Annotated in this window: 21 protein-coding genes and 1 pseudogene; 18 read left to right on the forward strand and 4 right to left on the reverse strand. The window is 44.8% G+C overall.

The genetic code is table 11. The features are described 5' to 3' along the window. Together BN3283_RS00970 and BN3283_RS00975 are read right to left on the reverse strand one after the other, a co-directional pair. Window positions 1-1,362 (reverse strand): TrpB-like pyridoxal phosphate-dependent enzyme, encoded by a 1,362-nt coding sequence (locus BN3283_RS00970; RefSeq protein WP_059025362.1) that lies wholly within the window; start codon window positions 1,360-1,362, stop codon window positions 1-3. A 243-nt stretch (window positions 1,363-1,605) separates the two neighbouring features. Next, window positions 1,606-2,019, reverse strand: a complete 414-nt coding sequence (locus BN3283_RS00975; protein WP_059025363.1) for a helix-turn-helix domain-containing protein — start codon at window positions 2,017-2,019, stop codon at window positions 1,606-1,608. Window positions 2,020-2,346: 327 nt separating this feature from the next. Here BN3283_RS00975 and BN3283_RS00980 point away from each other — a divergent pair, with 327 nt between their 5' ends. Continuing rightward, a complete protein-coding gene (locus BN3283_RS00980; protein WP_146216439.1) occupies window positions 2,347-2,586 on the forward strand; it encodes a hypothetical protein in 240 nt (79 codons plus the stop codon). 429 nt (window positions 2,587-3,015) lie between these two features. On the opposite strand, the pseudogene BN3283_RS00985 reads toward BN3283_RS00980, so the two are convergent. Beyond that, window positions 3,016-3,249 (reverse strand): annotated as a pseudogene (locus tag BN3283_RS00985) (ATP-binding protein); the annotation flags it as partial. A gap of 216 nt (window positions 3,250-3,465) precedes the next feature. Between BN3283_RS00985 and BN3283_RS14715 the strand changes: the two are divergent. The 10 genes from BN3283_RS14715 to BN3283_RS14595 all read left to right on the forward strand — a co-directional run bounded on the left by BN3283_RS14715 (window position 3,466) and on the right by BN3283_RS14595 (window position 16,961). Continuing rightward, entirely contained in the window at window positions 3,466-3,726 is a 261-nt protein-coding gene (locus tag BN3283_RS14715) for a DUF6549 family protein (RefSeq protein ID WP_317046868.1), read from the forward strand. Window positions 3,727-3,824: 98 nt separating this feature from the next. Next, window positions 3,825-4,022, forward strand: a complete 198-nt coding sequence (locus tag BN3283_RS14590; protein ID WP_237143300.1) for a DUF6549 family protein — start codon at window positions 3,825-3,827, stop codon at window positions 4,020-4,022. Between the two features lie 79 nt (window positions 4,023-4,101). Further along, complete coding sequence (locus tag BN3283_RS00995; protein WP_059025365.1) at window positions 4,102-5,310, forward strand: site-specific integrase; 1,209 nt, start codon at window positions 4,102-4,104, stop codon at window positions 5,308-5,310. Window positions 5,311-5,832: 522 nt separating this feature from the next. Next, window positions 5,833-6,414 carry a DUF3575 domain-containing protein gene (locus BN3283_RS01000; RefSeq protein WP_041502516.1) on the forward strand — a complete coding sequence of 194 codons (582 nt, stop codon included), beginning with the start codon at window positions 5,833-5,835 and terminating at the stop codon, window positions 6,412-6,414. Between the two features lie 12 nt (window positions 6,415-6,426). After that, window positions 6,427-7,854 (forward strand): DUF3868 domain-containing protein, encoded by a 1,428-nt coding sequence (locus BN3283_RS01005; protein WP_082667036.1) that lies wholly within the window; start codon window positions 6,427-6,429, stop codon window positions 7,852-7,854. 64 nt (window positions 7,855-7,918) lie between these two features. Beyond that, window positions 7,919-9,595 carry an Mfa1 family fimbria major subunit gene (locus tag BN3283_RS01010; RefSeq protein ID WP_059025366.1) on the forward strand — a complete coding sequence of 559 codons (1,677 nt, stop codon included), beginning with the start codon at window positions 7,919-7,921 and terminating at the stop codon, window positions 9,593-9,595. A gap of 250 nt (window positions 9,596-9,845) precedes the next feature. Beyond that, window positions 9,846-10,913 (forward strand): FimB/Mfa2 family fimbrial subunit, encoded by a 1,068-nt coding sequence (locus tag BN3283_RS01015; RefSeq protein ID WP_041502459.1) that lies wholly within the window; start codon window positions 9,846-9,848, stop codon window positions 10,911-10,913. Window positions 10,914-10,934: 21 nt separating this feature from the next. Further along, a complete protein-coding gene (locus BN3283_RS01020; RefSeq protein WP_059025367.1) occupies window positions 10,935-12,098 on the forward strand; it encodes a hypothetical protein in 1,164 nt (387 codons plus the stop codon). Between the two features lie 22 nt (window positions 12,099-12,120). After that, window positions 12,121-15,237: a DUF4906 domain-containing protein gene (locus BN3283_RS01025; protein ID WP_147625510.1), complete on the forward strand. Its 3,117-nt coding sequence runs from the start codon at window positions 12,121-12,123 to the stop codon at window positions 15,235-15,237. An 11-nt stretch (window positions 15,238-15,248) separates the two neighbouring features. Then, the gene (locus BN3283_RS14595) at window positions 15,249-16,961 is read left to right on the forward strand and encodes a hypothetical protein (RefSeq protein WP_286137430.1); all 1,713 of its coding nucleotides are present in this window, start codon (window positions 15,249-15,251) and stop codon (window positions 16,959-16,961) included. A gap of 660 nt (window positions 16,962-17,621) precedes the next feature. On the opposite strand, the gene BN3283_RS01035 is transcribed toward BN3283_RS14595, so the two are convergent. After that, complete coding sequence (locus BN3283_RS01035) at window positions 17,622-18,812, reverse strand: 6-phosphofructokinase (RefSeq protein ID WP_041502457.1); 1,191 nt, start codon at window positions 18,810-18,812, stop codon at window positions 17,622-17,624. Window positions 18,813-18,940: 128 nt separating this feature from the next. Here BN3283_RS01035 and BN3283_RS01040 point away from each other — a divergent pair, with 128 nt between their 5' ends. The 7 genes from BN3283_RS01040 (at window position 18,941) to fsa (ending at window position 24,564) form a co-directional block, all read left to right on the forward strand. Beyond that, window positions 18,941-20,071, forward strand: coding sequence for a glycosyltransferase (locus BN3283_RS01040; RefSeq protein WP_041502456.1), 1,131 nt, complete (start codon window positions 18,941-18,943; stop codon window positions 20,069-20,071). Between the two features lie 115 nt (window positions 20,072-20,186). Further along, window positions 20,187-20,681: an RNA polymerase sigma factor gene (locus tag BN3283_RS01045; RefSeq protein ID WP_286137431.1), complete on the forward strand. Its 495-nt coding sequence runs from the start codon at window positions 20,187-20,189 to the stop codon at window positions 20,679-20,681. Continuing rightward, window positions 20,668-21,348, forward strand: a complete 681-nt coding sequence (locus BN3283_RS01050) for a peptidase associated/transthyretin-like domain-containing protein (RefSeq protein WP_041502454.1) — start codon at window positions 20,668-20,670, stop codon at window positions 21,346-21,348. The genes BN3283_RS01045 and BN3283_RS01050 overlap by 14 nt, the downstream gene beginning before the upstream one ends. Before the next feature lie 90 nt (window positions 21,349-21,438). Next, window positions 21,439-22,032, forward strand: a complete 594-nt coding sequence (locus tag BN3283_RS01055) for an OmpH/Skp family outer membrane protein (RefSeq protein ID WP_041502453.1) — start codon at window positions 21,439-21,441, stop codon at window positions 22,030-22,032. Window positions 22,033-22,096: 64 nt separating this feature from the next. Continuing rightward, complete coding sequence (locus BN3283_RS01060) at window positions 22,097-22,477, forward strand: SRPBCC domain-containing protein (RefSeq protein WP_041502512.1); 381 nt, start codon at window positions 22,097-22,099, stop codon at window positions 22,475-22,477. Window positions 22,478-22,558: 81 nt separating this feature from the next. Beyond that, window positions 22,559-23,812 (forward strand): YeiH family protein, encoded by a 1,254-nt coding sequence (locus BN3283_RS01065; protein ID WP_041504760.1) that lies wholly within the window; start codon window positions 22,559-22,561, stop codon window positions 23,810-23,812. Between the two features lie 95 nt (window positions 23,813-23,907). Continuing rightward, window positions 23,908-24,564, forward strand: a complete 657-nt coding sequence (gene fsa, locus BN3283_RS01070) for a fructose-6-phosphate aldolase (RefSeq protein ID WP_041502451.1) — start codon at window positions 23,908-23,910, stop codon at window positions 24,562-24,564. Window positions 24,565-24,573: the final 9 nt, after the last annotated feature.

Consider the following 24,573-nt stretch of genomic DNA (forward strand, 5'->3'; position numbering starts at 1 on the left):
TCACATGAGTTTATCCAATCCTTTTAAAGATCGGTTGATTTCAATATCCGGGATTTGAAAATCCGAGAGGTTTCCGTTTAGGTATTGTTCATAAGCGAATAAATCGATCATACCGTGTCCGGACAAATTGAAAAGGATGGTTTTTTCTTTTCTTTCTTCTTTGGCGATCAGAGCTTCCCGTATGGTTTGTGCTATGGCGTGGGTTGATTCCGGTGCGGGAATGATACCCTCGGTTTGGGCGAATAGAATACCAGCCTTAAACGTTTCCAGTTGCGGGATAGCCGCGGCTTCTATCAAGCGATCTTTCAAAAGTTGACTCACGATCATGCCTGCCCCGTGATAGCGTAATCCTCCGGCGTGGATATCTGCCGGTTGAAAATCGTGGCCTAAGGTATACATCGGCAATAAGGGAGTTAGACCTACGCTATCTCCGAAGTCGTAATGGAATTGTCCTCTGGTCAGTTTCGGACAGGATTGAGGTTCGACAGCGATGATCCGGGTGTTTTTATTCTTTTTTAGCTTTTCGCGTATAAAAGGAAAAGAGATTCCGGCAAAGTTAGAACCGCCTCCAAAACAACCGATAATGATATCCGGTTCCGCTTCTGCCTTTTGCATTTGTAAAATGGCTTCTTCTCCGATAATCGTTTGATGGAGCAGTACATGGTTCAATACACTACCTAAGGAGTAATTTGTATACGGATCGCGGGCTGCCATTTCTACGGCTTCGGATATGGCAATGCCTAAACTGCCTGATGAATCGGGATGTTCTTGTAATATTTTTCTTCCGGCCTCGGTAAGTGTACTGGGGGAGGGAATTACATCGGCACCCCAGGTATTCATCATTAGTTTTCGATAAGGTTTTTGACCGTAACTGACTTTTACCATAAATACTTTCAGATCGATTCCGAAATGCTGGCAGGCGAAACTGAGAGCGGTTCCCCATTGGCCTCCTCCGGTTTCTGTCGTCATTCGTTTGATACCTTGTTTATAGTTGTAGTAAGCTTGTGGAATCGCCGTGTTGGGTTTATGCGATCCGGCCGGGCTCGTCCCTTCGTTTTTAAAATAGATTTTAGCAGGAGTATCCAAGGCCTTTTCTAACGCATAAGCTCTCACGAGAGGGGTTGCTCTCCATATTTTATACAACTCTTGTACTTCATCGGGAATCTCGATATAGGGTTCCGTTGCGAACTCCTGGTTTATGAGTTCTCGAGCGAACAAGGGAACAAGATCCTCTTTTTTTAAGGGAAGTTTTGTTCCCGGGTGGAGGGCCGGTAGCGGTTTGTTCGGCATATCGGCCACGATGTTATACCATTGCGTCGGCATCTCTTTTTCTGAAAGCAGAATTTTTTTAGTCTTTTTCATAGTATGAAATTTGTAAGTGAATAAAAAAAGAAGCGAGCCTACTGTAGTAAACAATAGGCTCGCCTGAAATCTTTATGCAATACAATTACATAACCTCATCGTTTACTACGAAGTTTAAATAGGTGCCACCACCAATTTAAGGTTATGTATCGTTTCCTTGTCATGTTTCGTATTCTATTTGTGGGTGCTAATATAGAATATTCTTTTTTTCGATACAACTCTTTCTCCGGTTATTTAGATTTATTAGAGTTCTTTATTCTCTACGCGACGTGTCAATCGGTCTTCCAATTTCCCGATCTCCCGGTTTAGCAACTTGATCTCTTGATCCCTTTGGTGAATAAGTTCCTGTAAATATTCTATTTTTTGTTCTTTTTTGATGCATTCTTCACAAAATCCGTAAGCATTCCGGTTAATATGGCGGACGATTTTTTGATCATTAAACATATTACCGGCATTGGTTATGAGCCAATTGGCATTTAATTCCGGATAAAGTTCAACAATTCGAATGATATGCTTTTCTGAAATTTTTTCTCTGCAATTGATCCAATTACTGACTTGTTGACGGGTTTTCAAACCTAATTGTGAGCGCAATTCCTCTTGACTAATATGTTTTTCTTCTAAGAAATCGTCAAGTCTTTGATTTATTGTCATATCCATGATAGAACGATTCTAAATTTCAATACATGTATTGATTCCCATACATATTTATTCACAAAATCAATACTTTTGTCCTAAATATCGTTTATAATTTAATGATAAATATGGATAATTACCATAATTAGAGTGGTAGATTATTTAAAAGAGACTGTCATGCAACCAGACAGTATTTATAAAGTGTGCAGGGTGTCGATGATTCATTTCATCGGCACTTTTCATTTTCGGGGAAAAGAATAGGGGAAAGAGAAGGCTTCGGGTGAAACTTTTTATGTATACATCCGTAAGGGAAAGTGTTGGAACAACTTGTTAATTTAAACTGGGAAAAAAATGAAAACTTGTAGAAGAATAGGATGGATTAATTTGTTAATGGTCGTTGCGGCTTTAACGTTTGTTGCTTGTGGAAATAAGCAAAAAAATCAAAATGCGAATCAAAAGTCGGTAACGCAATCTCAATCGGTACCTGATTCTACGGATGTTGTTGTCGAAGAATCGGAGGTTCTTATCGTAACGGATAGCATCGCCCCCGATACAACGGCTCCGGCGAAGCAAACCAAACCTACGAAGTAAGGAAAAGAGGCGGTCTCTATTTGGACTACTCTTTTGGTTTTTGACTGATTGATTATCAGTACTGGTTTTGCTGAGAATTGCGCATCTGTCTTTGTAAGTATACATAGATGGCATGGACAGCCAACTAATTGCGAATACAAAGGTATATGAAATTTTTGGATTGAAACACAGAAAGAGAGTCTCTTTTACCGGAATGCGTATACAAAACAAAGCGACGTGTGTAGGGGGGCAATTTTACCGTACATGCGCCGCTTACTTATTCCGCTGATTATTATTCGTCTATATTGGTTGATGTTACGTACTCTCCATTGCTATTGGTTGCAGTCGGAGTTCGGTATTGTCCACTTGCCGAATCAGGAATATCTCCTTGAAACGGGTTTGACGAGCAAGCCTATGTGCTCGTGTTCGAGAATGTGTTCCATGCCTTTAGCGGAACGATGCCCCGCGTATAAGGCGTTGGATGGCCGCATCGGTGCGGTAATCCCATTCCCTGGCAAGCAACATGTGCAGAAAGGAGTCGATTGTCATTGTCTCGGCCATAGTAGAGGTTAGGCTTTCAGTGGAGGCGGTAGTCATGCCGCGGAGTTTCATATGGTTCATCGGTTCGACCGTCAACGTGTTGCGGGACAGTTTAAAGCTCGTGCTTATCTGCTTTATTCCCATCCCCAATGCATGACATTGGAGAATGTTTGCTATCTTTGTTGCATAGTAGAATGATTTTATCCCACCGGTCAAGACGGGAATCAAATCTACGAAAACACCTCTGTCAGACAACGTTCGGCAGGGGCATTTTTATGTTGGTATCAAGGGGGATGTTTATTTGGCACAAAGGGGCAGAATCGCTTGGTTTATGGGGGCAGCTTCCGCTGGATATTCCAGATGGCGGCTTTCGTGGTTCTCGGCGGAGTCATATGGTTACGACACCGACATGCCGTGCGGCTGAGGACGGAACGGTACCGTTACCAATCAAATAGTACGGCGCTGCTTTCTGAGGTAAAGCGCATGCAGGTTGATTCGGTGACGATGGCGCTTGCTTCCGAGACATTGCGGTTGACTCTCGGCGCATATAAGCGGTTCAGGGCGGAAGATGCCGCATCCCTCAAGCGGCTCCGGGTGAAATTAAAAACCTTGAAGCAGTGACACGGCATGAGTTGGAGGTTGCAGGTCCCATTGATGCGGCTATCCGCGATACGGTCGTAGGGCGGGATACGGTTTCGGTTCTGAGACGGAAAGTGTAGATGATTACGCCGTACATCCGGTTGGCCGGTATTATCGAGGATAACCGGCCGCATGGTAAGATGCGGGTAGCGGTGACGTTGCATCAGGCTGTATGGATAGAATACCGAGGTTGGTGGTTTTGGAGTCGGGTGAAGGCGGTCTATCAAACGATTTCGGGTGACAATCCGTATGCGGAATCAGGTATTCCGAATGTATAGGAATACGTAAAAATAAAAATAGGAGCCTTCATTTTTTTAATGAAGGCTTTTTTATTGGCTGAAATCAAAAACAAATCGTATGGCAACAGTAAAAGTGAAATTTCGTGCTTCTACCATCCCGACGAAGGAAGGCACAGTATTTTATCAAGTGATTCATAACCGTGTGGTACGACAAGTCAATCCCGGTTACAAACTCTACCCGGATGAATGGGATACGGCAAACGCGGAAATCGTCTTTCCTCCGGGTATAGAAAGCGGTCGCCGGAATTATCTTGTTTCCTTGAAAAGCGCTTTGGCGGAAGATGTCAGACGTTTCAAAGGCATCATCACCCGCTTCGAACGGGCGGCCCGGGACTATACGGCCGAAGAGGTGGCGGAACGCTTCCTTGTCTCGGCGGACAGCGGAGGGTTCATGTCGTTCGGCCGTGAACTTGTGCGGCAGTTGAAACAAATCTGCAAAATGCGTACCGCCGAGCGTTATACGACCGTCCTGAACAGTTTCGGAAGGTTTCTCGGGGAGAAGGACGTTCCTCTGGACGAGGTGGACTCCCACCTGATGGTCGAGTATGAAATCTTTCTGCATGCGAATGATGCGTGTCCGAATACCTCATCCTACTATATGCGGGGATTACGGGCCATCTACAACCGTGCCGTCGAAAAGGAACTGACCATACAGCGCAGCCCTTTCAAGCACGTCTATACAGGAATCGACAAGACCGTCAAACGTGCCGTGCCCTTGAAAATCATCCGGCAGATAAGGAAACTCGACCTGACATTGTTTCCGGCCATGGACTTCGCCCGGGACATTTTCATGTTCTCGTTCTACACACGCGGAATGTCGTTTGTGGATATGGCCTACCTGAAAAAGAAGGACCTGCAAAACGGTATACTATCATACCGCAGGCAAAAGACGGGTCAGCTACTTTTCATCAAATGGGAAAGACCGATGCAGGAGATCATCGACAAGTACGATACGGGCGGGAGTCCCTATCTGCTGCCGATTATAAAGAACGTGAATGCGGATGAACGCTGGCAGTACAAGAATGCCGCGCATCTGGTCAATAGTAAGCTTAAACGGCTCGGTGAAAAACTGGGACTGGCCATGCCCTTGACGAGTTATGTGGCCCGCCATGCGTGGGCTTCCATCGCCAAAAGCAAGAACGTGCCGCTGGCAACCATCAGTGAGGCGATGGGGCACGATTCCGAGAAAACTACGCGAATCTATCTGGCTTCACTGGATACGTCCGCTGTGGATAAGGCCAACAGCCAGATATTGAAATCTTTGTAAGTGATGAGGTCGCCGGAGTTTGTCGGACAATAGTAAAGTTCTCTTTTTAAGAGAAATAGCATACAGACGCAAAATTAGTGAAAACGCTGAAAACGACAATGAAAACCGATAAAAAAAAATCGGTTTTCAAAAATGAATCTGGTCGGATGTTAAGTGAATACCGGAATTTGTTGTACAATTCTGCCATCCTTTAACTATAACTCCCTAAAAATAAGGCAATATTATTTCTGTCTTTCTCTTAAAAAGAATTTTACGGGTTACAAAGCAGACTTACGCTATTTTTAATTTGTGCAGGCATTTTTTTTTTTTATCTGTCCGAGATTTAATGTTTGCCACGTTTTCACTAATTTTGCAACTGCGTACTATTTCTCTTAAAAAGAGAAGTGGTTAGAAAAAGTTGTATGTATATCAAGAAATGCCGTGTCGTGTTAATTTTCTTGTATTTGCATACGCATTATACATGTATTGCAAATGATTGCCATAGAAGGATATATAAAACAACATATGTAACATATAATGGATATGAGACTGAAATTAACTGTCATCGCTGTCATGCTGACACTTTTTTCGAGTGTCAAGGCGCAGGATGTAGCATTGAAGACGAACCTGCTCGCCGATGGCTTTTTCAACCCGAACCTCGGTATCGAGGTGGGGCTTGCTCCGAAATGGACTTTGGACATTACGGGACAATTCAACGCGTGGACTCTCTCGCACGACCGTCGCTGGAAACACTGGGCCGTGCAGCCCGAGGTCCGTTATTGGCTGTGTGATCGTTTCGGCGCACATTTTTTCGGTGCGCATTTACATGGGGGACAGTACAACATCGGCGGTTTCGATGGCAAAATCAACATTTTGGGGACGGATGCCCGGAAACTGAAGGATTCTCGTTATCAAGGCTGGTTTGTAGGTGCGGGCGTGGCATACGGCTATGCATGGATTCTCGGTCACTATTGGAACTTGGAGGCGGAAATCGGTTTCGGTTATTCCTATACCCGTTACGATAAGTTCCGGTGTGCAGGATGTGGGAAAAAGATAGAAACGAACAAGCCGCACCACTACGTGGGACCCACCAAGGCGGCCATTAACCTGGTTTATCTATTCTAAATTGCAACGAACATGAAAAAGACGATATTCATACTGGCAACCTTGCTGGGCATGGGAAATATGTCGGGAGCGATGGCGCAAGACACAAAAAACATTCTACCCGGTGTTTCCATCGAGAATTTCAATATGAATCGTAACGGCAAATACCTTACTGTAGAGATGGATGTCGATTTGACCGCACTCGACGTGGACGCCAACCGCGCCGTACTGCTTACCCCTCGATTGGTCAACGGGGCGGATTCTCTGGACTTGCCGTCGATAGGTATTTACGGACGCCGTCGATATTATTATTATGTACGAAATGGTATAAGCACCATTTCGGGCGGGTCGGAGAAGTCATTTCAAGTATCGAAAAAACCGGAACAACTGGAGTATAACAACCCTATTCTCTACGAAGATTGGATGAACGGAGCCACACTCAAGCTACATCGTAGCGACTGGGGATGTTGTCAGGAAATACTGGCGGAATACGAAGGCGATCTGGGAAGCCACCATGAGGCGTTTTTCCCCGAACTGGTATTCGTGCAGCCCAAGGCAGAAATCATGAAAAGCCGTTCGTTATCCGGTTCGGCATACATCGACTTCCCGGTGGATCAAACGGTGATTTATCCCGACTACCGTCGGAATACGGTCGAGTTAGGCAAGATACAGGCGACCATCGACTCCGTGCGCAATGACAAGGATGTCACCATCACTTCCGTATGGTTAAAAGGGTACGCCTCGCCGGAGAGCCCCTACAAACACAACACGGAACTTGCCATCGGACGTACCGCCGCACTCAAAAAGCACATAGGACAACTATACCGTTTTGCGGATAGCGTCATCCAAACCGATTACGAGCCTGAGGACTGGGCTGGATTGCGCCGTTACGTGGAACAATCGAATATCGACCACCGTGCGGAGATTCTGGCTTTGATAGACAGCGATATGGAACCGGATGCCAAAGAGTCGAAAATTAAGCGCACTTACCCCAACGAGTATCGCTTCATGCTGCAAAATTTTTATCCCGCGTTGCGCCATACCGACTACCGCATAGATTACAACATCCGCACGTTCAGCGAAGTGGATGAAATAAAACGCATCATGGCGGAGCAGCCGCAGAAATTGAGCTTGGACGAGTTTTACCTCGTTGCCGGAAAGTATGAACCCGGCACGGACGAGTTCACGGATGTCTTTCAAACGGCGGTGCGCATGTTCCCGAACGATGAAACAGCCAACCTGAACGCCGCCAACGCCGCCATCCGCCGTGATGATTTCGGGACGGCACGCAAGTATCTCGACAAGGCCGGCAATTCCGCCGAGGCTGTCTATGCACGTGGAGCGCTTGCCGTACGGGAGGGAGATTACGACACGGCGCGCCGCTACCTCAGCAAGGCGAAAGAGATGGGACTTGAACAGGCCGGCAGGACGCTTGACGAACTGAACGAAAGGCAGAAATGAGATCAAATCAATAATATAAATCAAAAGAGAAGAAACATATTTTCAAACAATTTAATTTAACGATATGAAAAAGAACTTTTTATTTATATCTGTGCTGGCCTCCCTGTTTATCGCGGGATGCTCACGGGATGAGATTGCTCCGAACGAGGAGGATGTAGGCAACGGTAAGGCTAATACCAGCTACATTGCCGTAAACCTGGTGTCTTCAGATGTTACACGTGCACGTGCCGCTTCCGGTTACCAGGATGGAGAAGATTATGAAAACAAAGTTACCAAAGTTCGTTTCTATTTCTTCACCGAGAACGGTGCCGCCACTGATGTCAAACTTCAGGGCTCCACTTATGTAAATTACTACGACTGGCCGAACGTGGAGCAGATAGGTGGTACAATTGACACGGATGATATTGAAAGTAAACTTAAGGCCACTATTGTCATCAGCACCAAGCCCGGAGACAAACTTCCCCAGATGATGGCGGCTGTGCTGAATCCCACCACTAATTTGGGCAACGAGTCAAAGAGTCTTGATGACCTAAAGGCGATTTCCAAAGATTACGCTTCCGACGACTTCACCAAAGAGGGCTCGTTCGTTATGTTCAACTCCGTATATGGAAATAAGGGTGCAGAGGTCTGCGCTGTTCCCGTAAAGGCTGAAAACCTGTGTAAGGAAGAGTCTGAGGCCAAATTACATCCCGTCACCATATATGTTGAGCGCAGTGTGGCCAAAGTTACGGTCAGTTTGGGTGATGCAGTAAAACTCGCTGGCACTGACAAACTGCCACTGAAAGATAAGAAAGGGAATGCACTCACAGCTGACGGAAAGCAGGTTTACCTAACACTTGAAGGCTGGGCCCTGACCGCAGAAACCGATAACAGCAGACTTGTCAAGAAAATTAATCCCACGTGGCCAAGTGACTGGTGGAACGGCACACACCGCAGTTTCTGGGCCATGAATTCTTCTAATGCAAAGAACAAGTATAATAAGTACGCCGATATCCCTAATGCTATTGACACTGTATTGTACACCAATGAGAACGCCGCTAAGGCTGATGGTAGTGATGTTGCCGAACTGGCCAAAACCAAGGTTATCCTAAAGGGGTTCCTCTGCAATGAAGACGGCTCTCGCTTGACTTTGGTAAGACACATGGGTTCCCACTATGCCGATACATATTCCGAGATACCGTCTGAAAACCTCCCCCTCCTGAAGGCAAGTATCCTTGCCCAGCTGAAAGCCAACGGCTATAACTACTATTATGGAAACAGTACAACGCGTACACAGATTGGTACCGACGATCTTCAGATTGTAATTGCTAAACAGCTGGAAGAAGAGAACAGTACGAACAACTGTTATGTATATGCCCAACTGACAGAAGTCGCAAAAAAGAAAACATGGTACAATTCTGCGGATCAAACTGTAACAGAGACTATTAAAGCAGATACGATTAACGAGAAACTTAAGAACAAGAATATAATTGACTGGGCTTTGGTTTGGAAATCCGGTATGACCTACTATTATTACGAGATTATTCATAATGGTGAAGGTGAAAATGCTACTAAGGGCGTAGTCCGCAACCACGTGTATAAGACAAACGTGACAGGGATAGCTGGCTTCGGCACCCCTGTCTACGATCCTGAGCAGGTGATTTATCCCGAGAAGCCCGACCCCAATGATCACTACATTGCGGCTGAAGTCAAGATTCTGTCCTGGCGCATTGTCAATAATGACTATACTTTGGATTGGTAATGAACCTGACCGCCCGAAGGCGTTCCTGATACTTATGATGAGTGGGAAACGGCTACCGTCTCCCACGCATCATACAATAATCAAATAAATAAACACAGTACCCGCCCACCGGCACACAAGGGAGGTGCGGCATCGGAAACCTGTACATAAAACAGGTATCCCACTTGACGAGGAAATCCGGATGCGGAAGTTCCGCACATCATACATATATAAGTAACACTGGTATAAACTATACAAAAGAGTATACGATATGGATATACAGGCATTGATAAGGAATGTGGTAGTGAAGGTCGGCGTGGCGTCGGTCTGCCTGTTGGTTCTTCCGTCATGCAGTAACAACTGGCTCAATGAAGAAGAAGGCGATTGTTCGGTGTATTACCGGCTCAAATTCCGTTACGACAGGAACCTGAAGTGGGCGGATGCTTTTGCAAACGAGGTTTCATCGGTGCATCTGTATGCCTTCGACACGTCGGGCATACTGACATGGCAGCGGGAAGAACAGATAGATCCGTCTACGGCGGAGAACTATTCGATATCGCTCGACCTGCCTGCCGGCGACTATCGGCTGTTGGCATGGTGCGGTCTCAGGAACGACGGCGGGCATGAAGAGTCCTTCTCCGTACCTGAAGCCCGTGTCGGCGAGACCCGGATGGAGCAGTTGCAATGTGCGTTGAACCGCCAGCATGACGAGTCAGGTGCCTACAGCAAAGAAAGGCTTTATCGACTCTTTCACGGCACTTTGGATGTATCGCTGCCTTCTAACGACGACGGAGGCAGTTACGACTATACCATGTACCTGACCAAGAACACCAACCATATCCGCATCATACTGCATCATCTATCGGGAGAGGATGTGGATGTCAATCAATTCACCTTCCGCATAGAGGACGAGAACGGGTTGATGGCTCATGACAACGAGTTGCTGGAAGACGAGAACATCACTTACCGTCCTTGGAAAATGCAGAACGGCGAGGCCGGCCTGGGGAAAGCCGATTCCCGTGCCATCATCCATGTAAAGGGTGCTATCGCTGACCTGACTGTAGGACGCATGATGGAAACCCATCGTGAAAAGATGTTCCTTACCATCACCAACCGAGAGGGCGGGATTGTGGCCCGCATCCCGGTGATCGACCATGCTCTGCTGGCGAAAGACTATTACGAGGAGGAGTACAATCGCACGATGACCGATCAGGAGTTTCTGGACCGCGAGGACGACTATGTGATGACCTTCTTCCTCGACGAGAACAACAAGTGGATTAGCAGCTACATACTGATTCAATCTTGGCGGGTGGTGCTGAGTAACGTTGATGTTGAATAATTAGGAAGAAGGATTGGACTGATGAAACCGAACATTATACATAGCATTGCAGTCTGCCTGGCGGCATTCGCACTGCCTTTTATGGTGGCGTGCAGCAGTCGGGAAGAATCCTTACCGGAGGACACTATGGAAGCTGCTCTTTGTTTGAATATAGAGCCGATTGTACAGACGAGGTCGGAACTGGCAGAACTGCCTGACAACGAGAAGATGAAAAGTGTGCGCGTCGTGATCCTGCATGCTGATGGGACGGTGGAACATAACGAATTTTATCGGTTGGGCGGTGCGGTAGAGCGAAAATACATATTACTTAAGGTAAAACCCAACGAAAAGAAAAAGATATTCCTCTTCGCCAATGAAGAGAGCGTATCGACTGTAGAAGGCGTAGCGGGGCCAAACCAAACGCTGACCGGTTTCTTCGACAATTATGCAGAGAGTACGTCCGGCTTTGAAGCTGCGGTGAACGGGCTCTATTTCGCTCCGGACTACTCGGGCGGAAAATCCATCCCGATGTCCTCCATGTACGAAATAGATTTCCCTGAAAAAGGAAGTTTCTATGGGACGTTCTACGTGGTACGTGTCGCCACCAAGTTCACGGTGAACTTTATGAACTGGCGTGGCGAGAAAGTGACTGTGAACAATTTCACCATAGCGAGCCATGCCGACAAGAACTTTCTGATGGCGCATGTCGATGACACCGAACAGAACCGACAATTATTCAATGGGAAAACTTGGATAAATTGGTTGAAGGAGGTTTCCGACGCTTCGTCCGAAAATGACGATTACGCCACCACGGAAGCCGCCGGCTGGTTGAAGGACTACCAATTACCTACACAAGCGGATAAGACAAAGACCTATACCCACGGGACGGTTACTTTAGGAGTACCGGCAGTTGATATGGAAAACCCTGATAACTCAAAACCGGGTGTAGCAGAGAATGTTCCCGTTTTCTACCTGCCCGAGAGCATGAACCCCAAGGCGGGTACAACGGATGGCGAGCAGGAGTACACCCTGACAATTAATATAGACGGAAGGAGTGAACCTTTTGTCTACACGCTGCCCAACTTGAAGGCACTTTTTCGTAACACCCATGTCGTGGTGGACATAACATTGTATAATAGTAATGAAATCGTAGTTGATGTGATTCCATATAGCGAAAAATTCCTTTATCCAGCATTTGGATTGTAAAAAAATAAATGGAAAGAAGTATATGAAGAAGAGTTTTACACAATATATGATTGTCTTCCTGATGAGTTTTATCGTTGCCGGTTGTCAGGACGAATTTCTGAAGGAAGAAACCATAGGCGAAGGTCATGCGATGGTTTCCGCCACATTGGACTTCAAACCCATGTCCTCGGCGTTAGCCCGTGCACGGACTGCCGGGGATGCCCTAAAGGATATCAGCTCTCTGCATGTATTGTTGTATGATTACGAAACAAAGGCACTGAAAAAGAGCTGGGAGATAAAAGGATACACCATGTCCGATGAAGACCGTAAAAACACGGATGCGGAAAACGGGCACAGCGCGGAAGAAAAAACGAGACGCGCCACATTCAAGCTGCCGGAAGAAATCGAATTCGGCAAGTATTATATATATGCCGTTGCGAACATCCCCGACTTACTTACAAACTCGAAGTACTCTGAAGCCATAAAAACAGTGGAAGACCTCAAGAATATTCCCCTCGCATGGGACTCCGAAAACATAGCTAACAATGGCCAGATGATAGGCTTTTTTACAAAAAAATCTGCTCCCGCTCTATCAGCGGACGACGAGTCTCTTGTAGTGAATGAAAAAAGCGTAAAACTCCACGCGTGGGTGCGCCGTGCGGCTTCCAAAGTGACCATCGCTTATGACGGCTCGAACCTCAAAAAAGATGTATCCATCTATATTATGGCTGCCTCCATAAAGGACATACCCAGATCATGTCCGCTGGGAATGCCTAATACACCTGCCCACAATGATTTACTCGTACATGACGGAGGTATTATAAAATATTTCGAGGGCGATATCCAACCCGATGTGGACGGTTTCAAAGACCATTATAAGGCCGTTATCACTAACCAAACGCCGACATACGGGTCGGATCATTCGGAAACGGCTGATGCTCTCTTCTTCTACGAGAATATGCAGGGCGAAGGTAAGGACAAGACGCAGACGGCCCCCGGACCGGGAAATAACAACGGCAATGACCATGCCATAGGCTATCCCAATCCGGATAAAGATGTCGAGGGTTCCGGCTGGAAAGACAACAAACCTTACGGCACTTATATCGAGGTCAAGGCGATATACCAATCGACGAATACCGAGCGCCCCGGAAACGGAATCATAACTTATCGCTTCATGCTCGGCAAAGACATATACAGGGACTACAACGCAGAACGTAACCATCACTACAAACTGACCCTGAAATTCAACAATTTCGCCAATGATTATGACTGGCACATAGAATACAAGGAACAGGTCCTTGAGGTGACAGAGCCTAAAGTGATGAATTACCAGGGAAAGGTCTTCGTCCCTGACAATTCATTGCCCAATCGCGGGCATAAGTTCAGTGACAAAAACACTGTAACAGTTACGAGCTATATAGAGGAGAACGAGAAAATAAAGATGGATTTCTCGATAAAGTACCGTGACTCCGGTAAGGCGGATTTTTCCGATGCTTCCGAGTGGCTCGAATGCGTTATTGAAGATGGCGATGTCCCATACGAGAAAAAGGTGGGGTTCAAAGTCAAAGAAGAGAGACTGCAACCTGATGAAAAAATAAACATAAATGCCAAACTGCAATCCGCTCCCTCGAAAGGTTCGAAAGACGCCCCTTACAATCTTGCAGATCCGAATGGTACACCTAACAGTATCGTCTGCACGGCCAACTGCTACATGGTCGATGCTCCGGGATGGTATATCTTTCCTTTGGTATATGGCAATGCGATTCACAATGGGATAGATAATAAAAGTTCCTACACATATACCGGCGGAAGTACGGGTGATAATATATTGTCAGTGTTCAGGAACCATCTCAATAAGCCTATTACAAGTCCCTATATCAAAAAAAACGAAGGTTGCAACCCCACAAACGCGTACTTCGTATGGCAGGACGTGAACGATCTTCTGCGTCCAAGCTATACGTGGGAAAGTGAGCCGCATGACGAATCCCCGACATATTTACCGGATGCTTACGATGGAAAAGGAGGAATCAGATTCTATGTCGGTGCGAATATTAAGCAGGGAAATGCCATTATAGCGATAAGCGACAAGGCACCTGAAAAAGTAAATGATGGTACGTGGAGGGTTATTTATCCCAATGCTATATGGAGCTGGCACATCTGGGTAACCCGTCTCGATGTCGAGGACAGCGACAAGACCATCAAGGTCACCGCCCATGATACTAATCGCAAGTTTGAATTCATGCCGATGAATCTGGGCTGGTGTTCCGAAGACGGAGAGGAAATAAAGTATTACAAAGAACGCGAGTGTGAGGTCCAGTTTATTTCCGGTAATAAGATCCAGACGATAAAGATTGTCAAAAAATCGCACATGGCTTTCACCCGTGGCAATAATCCCTATTACCAGTGGGGGCGCAAGGATCCTTTCGGTGGAAGAACAGAAGACAGGGTTAATAAGAAGAGATGGAATTACATAGGATATGATGTCAACGATAATCCTCCGCTGCTCACAGGTTACTTCGATGATTCAAAATTGACCACACGTGCTGCCCTGCACTTGCTTATACAGAAACCAGATACGTGGCACAATCCACCACGAACAACGGGGACGGGAGGACATGATTTTGACAGCGACAACAAAACATACGCCAATCTGTGGGAAGGACGCCCCGGAACAGACCCGTCAGCTCAAATTCTTAAGACCATATATGATCCATGTCCGGTAGGTTATCAGGTATCCCATTATAATGCTTTCACCGGCTTCACGACCACGGGTAACAACACCGATTACTCTCCGGAATGGTACGATGTGCGGGTTGAGAACATCGCTGACTACGATGAGACGACCCAGTCGTGCGGAATATATTCGGATAACCTCTACGAGTTTTATACGAATCCCGATAAATACCAGTCGATCATATTCCCCCAGACCGGTTATCGGGATTGGAATAGTTATGCGGATGTCTATCATCTGGACAAGATTGGCTATGTCTGGGCAGCGGGAAATGTGAAAAATGACGACAACAACTCTTACAATTTCGAGTTTTCGCGCATGGATGAAGGAAGCAATAGCTATGTACGCCCGAAAAACACCTTCTATCCTTGTGACGGCTTCCCCGTGCGTCCGGTCCGCAACGGTAACCATGGCGTAAACACGCCTTAAAGTTTGTCGTTATGCAAGATGCCGAGTTTCGTTATAGCACCGTGTGGGAACGGTACCGTACTGTCAATATGGCCGTGAAGGAAATCCGCGAACAGGAAGAGTTGGAAAAACTCATGACGGCCCTTGCCTCCGGTAACACGGAAGAGCTGGATGCGTATTGCGGCGAGGACAAGGTTATCCGCATCTATAACGATTTGAAGCTCGGGTTAGCAGGAGACATCACGCTTACCATTCCGGATGGATATGCACTTGATGGTACGGGGCATAACCTGACAGTCACCGGTGGAGATTTGACGATTAGCGGTGGTGTGAGTGGTTTGTACATCACCAGAAAAAGTAAAATCAATCGGAGCAGCCTTGAAAAAGAGAACGGGTCTAACCGGGTAAGAGGGTGCAAGCCGGAGACGGAAGCGAAATATCGTTCAGCACTGGAGTTGTACACTGCCACTGATCTTTCCTATGTCGAGATAGGTCGGCAGTGCGGAGTTTCTCTCAGCGGATTTTCCCGATATATCCGTACCTATCATCGCCATTTGATGCTGAAACGAAAGGGTATCGAATACAATTTGGAGGAAGCCGGCAGTATTAAAATAAGTCAGCGATGCGGACAGCGTCCCGAAACACATGCCAAATACAAGGAGGCTATTGCGGCATGTGACAGCATGGAATATATTGCATGTAACGTATCGCAGATTGCCCGTGAATTCGGATTGGATGGTACGAACCTTGCCAGACAGTTGATTACACATTATCCCGACGTGCTGGAATTTCGTGAGCGGACACGTCAACAGTTGGGTTTGAACGATAATCTGCCGCGCGGTATGCGCCAGTGGTGCAAAGAACAATATGCCGAGGCGGTGGAGCTTTTGCGTGCCGACCGTTATATCACGGTACAGGATGCCGCCAAGCGTTGCAATGTCTCCTACACCGGATTGAAACAACACTTGATATTCTACCACAAGGAGTTGGTTGAAAATCGCATCAAGATACGCGAACGGGCTGTAAGACAGCAACGCAAGGGCAAGATAACGGGGCGTGGAACGCTTCATGCTCCTTCCCCTGAAACAATTGAGAAATACGCGGAAGCCCTACACTGGTACCGCACTACGCCGTTGTCCGCCAGAAAGATAGCCAAGCAGACGGGGGTGTCGATAAAAGGGTTTTACGAATACTTGCAAACATGGCACAAGGACTTGGTTTGCAGGCGAAAAGGCATTCCTTACGAGGAAGGCAAGCCTGTGGACTGGTCATCCGTGCGAAGATATAACCCTGCTACGGCAGCCAAATACGCGGACGCCATAGCCCGGTTGAAAGAGGGCGGACTTACAACGGCAAAGGTCGCCGCCGAGTTCGGTCTGCATCCGGAATGCTTTAGACAATACCTGAAAGAACACGAACCGGAACTGCACGCCAGCTTGGGAATGAAAAAGACGGAGAACGGTAAAATGGTATCGCCTCAAAGCATGGAGAAATACAAGGAAGCCATACACCTGTATGAAACGACCCCGGAATCCTTGAAATCCATCGCCCGCCGTTTCGGACTGCACGCCTGCTCGCTGGGACAATTTATCAAACGGCATTTCCCCGAACTTATGGAACGCCGTAACCTGCGGGAAAAAGAAAGGAACCGGAAAGGCGGAAAAGAGCGGTCGGAATCTACCGAACTCGCCTTGAAAAAGGAGACCGAGGAAAAAGTGCATCCTACAGGCATTGGTCCTGCGTAACTCGGCGTATTTTTTCGCGTTGTTGGCACTGTCGGCGATTTGGTTGTTTTTGATGCGTTTTTTTTCTTTGGAACGTAATTCGAGATAGTCTGAAGAACCGACTTGACCTTGACCTCCGATTGGGTTTGTTTCACTTCGTCAAAGCCATGTGAATGTTGAACCGGAGACCTGTTGCGTCCTTCCGATTCCCGCGTGTCGGCCATATGCAGGTATTTGGTACGCAAATCGAACAACAGTTTGTTCTTGGCAGTCGCTTCCGTGCGGCAGACACGGAAACTCTGTGATTTGGCGTCTCAATCCTCTAATGAACCGGTAATATTTAATACCCTTGGTACGCGGATATAGCCGGTTTTAAAGAATATCATCTTCAGCTTGACCATTTTCTGGTCCTTGGGGTTTTGTTTGCCCGGATGTTGATCGTGTACATAAAAGGATAACGTGTTAGTTAAATGGTACTTTTAATTCGCGTAGGTAGGCATCAAGTCAGCTTAATTAACCTACATAGAAGCCTATTTGAAAAGAGGAGGACTCTCGGCGAAATAATGGTTATACGGTTTAATCCGTACTTGTATCGTTTGTTAACACGTTATCAATCAGTGAATTTTAAGCAAGATTAAAATTCATTTCGAAAAAAAGGAAACCCGCAAAGAGACCGCTTTTTTATAAGATCATTTGGGGCATAAATTCAAAACTGTTGTATTTGGGACGAAGCCGTTCCGTGTTATAGAATTTTTGGACGTCTACTAATTTTTTCGAGCTGGTGACGATCTCGATGGGAGCGTTGTCGTAGCGACCGTTCCTGAGGATGACCAATCGTCCGTGTAATCCTTTGTTGATTAAATCCAAGGCGAGATTCCCGTATGCCATGGGAACAATAGAATCTAAAGCGTCCGGATCTCCGCAACGCACGAGATAACCTAATTTTTGGGTAATCGTGTCAATGGCTTCTCCCCGGTTGAATTGGGGGGTCAGCTCTTTCAGTTGCCGAGAAATCAGGTCTCCTATTCCTCCCAACTTTTTATGTCCGAACATATCCTTTTCTTCACTTTGGAAAATCATATCTCCTCCGGAATAAGTCGCTCCTTCTGAAACCAAGACGACAGAATACCTGCTTGGATTGGTAAACCGGTCTTCGCAGAGCAACTCCGTCAACAGCTCTATATCGAACTGGTATTCGGGGATAACGCATCGATTGGCTGCTCCGGCTAACGTGGGTAACATGGCCGTGAATCCGGCGTATCGGCCGAACACTTCCAAAACCAGGATACGCTCGTGTGAACCGGCAGAGGTCCTTAGATCATGAGTAAGGGAGATGGTTCTGGTAATACAGGTGCTGAAGCCGATACAGTAATCGGTTCCGGGCACATCGTTATCCATCGTTTTGGGAATGGCGACAACTCTTACCCCTTCTTGGCTCAATCTGACCGCGTAACTGAGGGTATCGTCTCCTCCAATGGGTATTAGAAAATCTACTCCTATAAAATCCAGGTTCTTCAATACTTCCGGTGTTAAATCGTTTATATCGTCCGTGTACTTGTCTTGTAAATGTTCCGGAACGCTTGCTTTAGGTACATGGGATGCCCGTGTTCTCGAGGTATGGAGAAAAGTTCCTCCCGTACGTCCTGCTCTGTTTACGATTTCTTCCGTCAATTCGAAAAAGTTATCCGAATTGTCATACTCGGGATCACGGATAATGTCAATGAGTCCTTTCCAACCTCTCCGTATTCCGATTACTTTATAGCCTTCTCTCAGAGCCCTTATTGTTACGGCTCTGATGGCCGGATTCAGGCCGGGGACATCTCCTCCTCCCGTTAATATTCCAATGATTCCTTTTGTTTTTTGTCCTTTCATAGTTTAGCTATTTTTGTGTTCGTAAATTCTCTTCTAATGTAAATAAAATTGTTCAATAGATACGGTAATTTAAGGTTTAAGTATGTATATTTGTCCGATTTTTGCACGATGGAACAAATATTTTTATTATGGAGAATCTTCGGATTATATGGGAAGGGTATGGGTTTTACGGGTATGTGGCGATTTTTCTGCTTTTTTTGTGGGGGATTCACCTGTTTTACGTCATATATAAGAGTATCTCCGTTTTGCGAAAGGATAAAAAAAGAGTGGGAGGTTCGAAGGAAGGGGTTTCGGTTATTATTGTTTCCCATAATAATGCCGAATTCCTGAAGAGAAATCTGCCGAGCTTTTTAATGCAGTTTTATGAAAACTACGAAGTGATCGTGGTTGATGAGTGTTCGGAGGACGATACTCAGGATGTTTTGGCCGAGATACAAAAGGCGTATCCTCAGTTACGCTATACGCGTATCTTTCCCGACACGAAATTTCGTTTTACGAAGAAACTGGCGATTAATATAGGAATATTGGCGGCGAAACATGACATATTGCTGTTTTCAGAGAGTTATTGTCGTCCTGCTTCCTCTTTTTGGGTAAGAACGATGCAATCCTATTTTGATAAAGATACGGCGGTCGTATTGGGATTCTCCAATTATATCGAGGATGGACCGGGTATAATGAAACGGCGGTGTTTTCGGTTATTACGTTTTTTGAAAATGTGTTTTCTTGTGAAATCGAAAAAATATATTTTGGGTGATGGATGTAACATGGCGTATAGAAAATCGTATTACATAAAGAATCGCGGTTTCACGGGAAATTCGCAATCATATTTAGGTTACGATAACGATATGGTTAGGGAATTGTCTAAGTTTGGAAAGGTTCGAGTGGTAAAAGACCCGAATAGTTATATGATTGTAGATGAAAACGATAAGAAGGGTGGAGTGGATGAGATTTCTTATTACTTTGCCAGTAAGTTCAAATGGCCGATCGTGTTGCGTGCGCAAGTGGAAGGGGATGAGATTGTGCGTATTTTATTTTACGGCTTGTCATTTTGCTTTATAATTATGGGTGTTTTTGAGGAATATTTATTAATATTAGTTCTTTTAACATTTTTATTAGATTTTATATTGTTAAATATTTACTCTAAGCATCTAAAACAAAGAAAATTATTCCTAACTTCGTTAGTCGTAAGTACAGTGGGTTTTGCCTATCGATGGTACTGGAATGGATATTCATTTTTTAACAGAAAGAAATGGAGATAACGAATAATTTATCAGAAAAAGCGCTTTATGATTATAAAATTGTGAAGCGAGCGATTGGGGGTGACGAAAAAGCTTATGCAGAGTTGTTAAAAGGTATAAAGATTCCGTCTATTTCATGATATTGAAGATGGTGAATAACCGTACCGATGCGGAAGATTTGATGTTCGAAGCATTTGAAAAGGCTTTTGCGAGTTTAAATTATTATTCACCTCAATTTGCTTTCAGTACGTGGTTATTTAAGATCGCATCGAATAATACCATTGATTTTATACGAAAGAAAAAAGCTTTAACCGTTTCTTTAGATAAAGATGATATCAATCCGGACGACCGGGGATATATCAATAGTGTTCCGGCGGATGTATTAAGCCCGGAAGAAGAGACAATTCGTAATCAACGCGCAGAATTCATGCGTGAAAAAGTGGCGATGTTGAAAGGGCGTTATCGGAAATTGATCGAATTACGTTACTTTGACGAATTTTCTTATGAAGAGATTGCTCAGGAGTTGGCGATTCCCTTAGGAACTGTTAAAGCTCAGTTGTTTCGGGCAAGGGAGCTATTGCTGAATATTTTGCAGAATAGTGAAATTGCTCGGGAGAATGAGAGGATTTAAGTTTTTCCTGTTATTTTTTTTCTTTTATGGCATATATAGTGTTAACGGACAGGTTGAGAAGCAGGATAATCTGTTCGTTACGGGAGTAGTGTGCGATCGGGATAGTATTTTTCCGCTCCGGAACGCTCTCTGCCGATTGGATAGTACTTACCGGGGGGTAGACGAGGACGGGCGTTTCGCTTTTGAGGTAAAGATGGGGGATACGTTGGTCTTTTCTCACGTGGGGTATGTGCCCGTGAAAATAGTCGTTAGCGATACGCTTACTCAAAGAGATTATCTGTTAGGGATTTTTATGACTCGGGATACTGTATTATTGGCGGAGGTTGTGGTCATCCCCCGTTATGTATTGGAAGATTATAAGCCGGACCGCAGTATGGAGAATGCCTTATATAATGAAAAAGGGATTGTTGCCGGGGCTTTTTCTCCGGTAACGAAAATGGACCGGGAGATGAATCGGAAAATGCAGATAGAAAAATTTGCTCATACGGTAGAGAACAAGGGACATGTGGATGTTGGATTTGGAGTGGGGGTCCAATCGATAAGGACGATTCGTAAGCTTTATATGTCTCGGAAATTATATGAACGGTTTCGCCCGATTCGACAGGATGAAGTGGACCTGTTAAAGAAAATTTTTTATGTAGAAAAAAGGGAAAAACGAGCCAACTAAAAGAAGAAAGACTATCTTTGTAACTGAAACTATTTCCACCGGGAAGTCCGTTTCCAGTTAATCGATTTATTAATAACAAAGTTATATTTTATGAAAAATTTTTCGATAGGATTAAATGTGTTATTGTTAGTTGCCGTGGTCGTGTTGTATATTTTGCATTTTGCAGGAAATAATAAAGCAGGCAATGAATCGGAAGGAGTAAAAGTTGTTAATCCTGAGGCTAAAATCGTCTATATCAATATGGATACCTTATTGAGTAATTACACTCAGTCGAGAGAATTGAATGAGGCTTTTTTGAAAAAGATAGAGAAGTATAAAACGGACATGAACGTGAAAATGAAATCCCTGGTAAAGAGGCAAGACGAATATCAACGTAAGTTGGAGAATAACGGGTTCGTGACCCGGGAGAGTGCCAATCAGGAGTATTACGATATCGTACTCGAAAGTCAGAATATGGAGCGTTTGAAACAGGAAACTCAAGAGAGTATACTGCGTGAGCAGAACGAAATCAATAAAAAGTTGTATGATGTTATTATTGCTTTTTTGAAAGAATACAACAAGGAAAAAGGTTATAATTTAATTTTGAGTACAACCTTGGGTGGAACTGTTTTTTATGCAGAAGACGGATTTGATATAACGCAAGACATATTGAAACAGTTGAATGCACAATATAAGAAGAAATAAATAGGATAGATAATAAAGAGAAAAGGCTGAATAAATCAGCCTTTTCTTTTATATGAAAAAGTTTATGGATTTTAAGTATACGATTGAAATAGTTGCCGATCCGGAAGAGGTGTTTGCAGCTTTGACCAATCCTTTTCAAATCGAGCTTTGGAGCGGTTATCCGGCACAAATGAAGGCTGAGAAGGGGTTTGTTTTTTCTCTTTGGGAAGGAGATATCTGTGGTGTGAACTTAGAGATAGAGCCTTACAAGAGGGTGGTGCAGGAGTGGTTTTTCGGAGAAACAGAAAACCCTTCGGTAGTAACGATCGAATTGAAGAAGAAAAAAGAGACGACTCGCGTGGAGTTATTGCATACTCATATTCCGGACGAGGTGTATGATGAAATCGTGGAAGGCTGGAAAGAGTATTACTGGGGGGCGATAAAGGGGATGTTGGAAATGTATTGATATAAAATCAGTAAAAATGCGGATGTATTGAAAAAAAATGTATCTTATTTTTGTCGCTGAATAAATTTAAGAATTAGTCAGATGAGTAAATGTAAGATTTCCGAAGATTGGACCTCAGCAATAGTGGGGTGGTTTATTATTTTATTGATAATTTTTCAGTTGAAACCGCAGTGGCCTTCTTTTAGCTGGCCGGATGCAGATGTCTTGATTAATAAGGTATTTGCTTTAGATAACGTGGGGCATGCTCTTTTGGTTTTTGGGTTTATGTTTATTATGGCGTTGATTGCCGGAAGAATGAACGGCCGTAGTTTTAGATCCGTTATCTATAGTTTCCCTGTCGTGTTCTTTTTGACGCTTTTGGCTATGGTGGTCGGCGGGAATAAATTTTTAAAGGATTGGGGATTGGAGACGGTGATATTCAGTTTATTAATCGGCCTTTTCATCAGCAATGTTTTTTCTATTCCCAAGTGGTTGAAAGAGTCCCTTTCTTCGGAGCTTTTTGTGAAAATCGGATTGGTGTTATTAGGAACGACCGTATTGTTCGGAGACTTGCTGAAGTCCGGTTCGCTGGGGTTGATACAGTCTTGTATCGTTGTCTTCGTGGTGTGGAATTTTTGTTTCTGGTTATGCAAGAGAATGGGTATTGATAAAGAGATGGCTTTAATGTTATCCAGTGCTGTTTCCATCTGTGGCGTATCGGCAGCCGTGGCCACGGCTGGAGCAATCAAAGGGGATAAAACCAAATTGTCCTATGTCGTTTCGTTGGTTTTGGTAGTAGCGGTTCCGATGATCATACTTATGCCGGCCCTGGCTAAATTGCTCGATTTGCCGGAAGATATGGCCGGAGCATGGATCGGGGGAACTATCGATACTACCGGGGCGGTGGCCGCAACAGGCGCTATATACGGGGAAGTCGCTTTACAGACCAGTACCATTGTGAAATTTTCTCAGAACGTATTGTTGGGTATTGCCGCTTTTTTAATCAGCATATATTGGTCCTATACCAAAAAGGAGGTAGAGGGCGTAGAGGAAAAACCGACTTTAAAAGTGATATGGACCCGTTTCCCGAAGTTCGTGTTGGGTTTTGTAGCTGCTTCTTTGGTATTTTCTTTTCTGATAGACCCTTCCGTTGTGAGTGAGGCAAAACCGATTCTGAAAAATATTCAGGGTCTCTGGTTCGCCCTTGCGTTTACTTCAATCGGTTTGGAAACGGATTTCAGGAGTTTGATTACCTCCGAAAACAGACGTTCGACTTATGCTTTTCTGGGAGCCCAGGTATTTAATGTGTTTTTTACCTTATTGATAGCTTGGCTGTTATTTGGTGTATTGAGTTGAGAATGATATTTTTAATTCTTCATTTTTAATAATATTCGGATATTGTTTATATTTTTGTGTGCAGTTCATGATGTTAAACCTAAAAATGATATTATATGAAGTTTTTTATTGACACCGCAAATTTGGACCAGATTAGGGAAGCTAATGATTTGGGGGTATTGGACGGAGTGACGACAAATCCTTCGTTGATGGCCAAAGAAGGAATAAAGGGAGTAGAAAATTGCAAAAAACACTATATCGAAATATGCAATATTGTAGATGGTGATGTAAGTGCGGAAGTGATCGCTACGGATTATGAAGGAATGATAAGAGAAGGAGAGGAATTAGCTGCTTTACATCCCAATATCGTGGTGAAGGTACCTTGCATCGCGGATGGAATTAAAGCGATAAAATATTTCTCTGGAAAAGGAATTCGTACGAATTGTACTTTGGTTTTTTCACCGGGGCAAGCTTTATTGGCTGCTAAAGCTGGTGCTACTTACGTCTCTCCTTTTGTTGGTAGATTGGATGATATCAGTAGTGACGGTATTGAATTAGTGGAAAAAATTGTTGATATGTATGCTTATTACGGATACAATACTCAGGTGTTAGCCGCTTCGATTCGTCATACGCAACATATTATTCAATGTATAGAGGCCGGAGCCGATGTAGCGACCTGTCCGTTGAATGCTATCAAGGGGTTATTGAAACATCCGTTGACGGATAGTGGTTTAGCCGCATTTCTGGCTGATTACAAGAAGGTGAACTCGTAAATCAGCGGG

The organism is Gabonibacter massiliensis, assembly GCA_001487125.1.
GTDB classification, from domain to species: Bacteria; Bacteroidota; Bacteroidia; order Bacteroidales; family Marinifilaceae; genus Gabonibacter; species Gabonibacter massiliensis.

Bases quoted from the DNA above. Each gene is read 5' to 3' on its own strand.
- BN3283_RS01000 (WP_041502516.1), top strand. From the start codon at position 5,833: ATGAGACTGAAATTAACTGTCATCGCTGTCATGCTGACACTTTTTTCG.
- BN3283_RS14715 (WP_317046868.1), top strand. From the start codon at position 3,466: ATGGCGGCTTTCGTGGTTCTCGGCGGAGTCATATGGTTACGACACCGA.
- BN3283_RS00980 (WP_146216439.1), top strand. From the start codon at position 2,347: ATGAAAACTTGTAGAAGAATAGGATGGATTAATTTGTTAATGGTCGTT.
- BN3283_RS14595 (WP_286137430.1), top strand. From the start codon at position 15,249: ATGCAAGATGCCGAGTTTCGTTATAGCACCGTGTGGGAACGGTACCGT.
- BN3283_RS01055 (WP_041502453.1), top strand. From the start codon at position 21,439: ATGAAAAATTTTTCGATAGGATTAAATGTGTTATTGTTAGTTGCCGTG.
- BN3283_RS14590 (WP_237143300.1), top strand. From the start codon at position 3,825: ATGATTACGCCGTACATCCGGTTGGCCGGTATTATCGAGGATAACCGG.
- BN3283_RS01065 (WP_041504760.1), top strand. From the start codon at position 22,559: ATGAGTAAATGTAAGATTTCCGAAGATTGGACCTCAGCAATAGTGGGG.
- BN3283_RS00995 (WP_059025365.1), top strand. From the start codon at position 4,102: ATGGCAACAGTAAAAGTGAAATTTCGTGCTTCTACCATCCCGACGAAG.
- BN3283_RS00975 (WP_059025363.1), bottom strand. From the start codon at position 2,019: ATGGATATGACAATAAATCAAAGACTTGACGATTTCTTAGAAGAAAAA.
- BN3283_RS01040 (WP_041502456.1), top strand. From the start codon at position 18,941: ATGGAGAATCTTCGGATTATATGGGAAGGGTATGGGTTTTACGGGTAT.
- BN3283_RS01050 (WP_041502454.1), top strand. From the start codon at position 20,668: ATGAGAGGATTTAAGTTTTTCCTGTTATTTTTTTTCTTTTATGGCATA.
- BN3283_RS01045 (WP_286137431.1), top strand. From the start codon at position 20,187: ATGATATTGAAGATGGTGAATAACCGTACCGATGCGGAAGATTTGATG.
- BN3283_RS01010 (WP_059025366.1), top strand. From the start codon at position 7,919: ATGAAAAAGAACTTTTTATTTATATCTGTGCTGGCCTCCCTGTTTATC.
- BN3283_RS01060 (WP_041502512.1), top strand. From the start codon at position 22,097: ATGGATTTTAAGTATACGATTGAAATAGTTGCCGATCCGGAAGAGGTG.
- BN3283_RS01020 (WP_059025367.1), top strand. From the start codon at position 10,935: ATGAAACCGAACATTATACATAGCATTGCAGTCTGCCTGGCGGCATTC.
- fsa (WP_041502451.1), top strand. From the start codon at position 23,908: ATGAAGTTTTTTATTGACACCGCAAATTTGGACCAGATTAGGGAAGCT.
- BN3283_RS00970 (WP_059025362.1), bottom strand. From the start codon at position 1,362: ATGAAAAAGACTAAAAAAATTCTGCTTTCAGAAAAAGAGATGCCGACG.
- BN3283_RS01005 (WP_082667036.1), top strand. From the start codon at position 6,427: ATGAAAAAGACGATATTCATACTGGCAACCTTGCTGGGCATGGGAAAT.
- BN3283_RS01035 (WP_041502457.1), bottom strand. From the start codon at position 18,812: ATGAAAGGACAAAAAACAAAAGGAATCATTGGAATATTAACGGGAGGA.
- BN3283_RS01025 (WP_147625510.1), top strand. From the start codon at position 12,121: ATGAAGAAGAGTTTTACACAATATATGATTGTCTTCCTGATGAGTTTT.
- BN3283_RS01015 (WP_041502459.1), top strand. From the start codon at position 9,846: ATGGATATACAGGCATTGATAAGGAATGTGGTAGTGAAGGTCGGCGTG.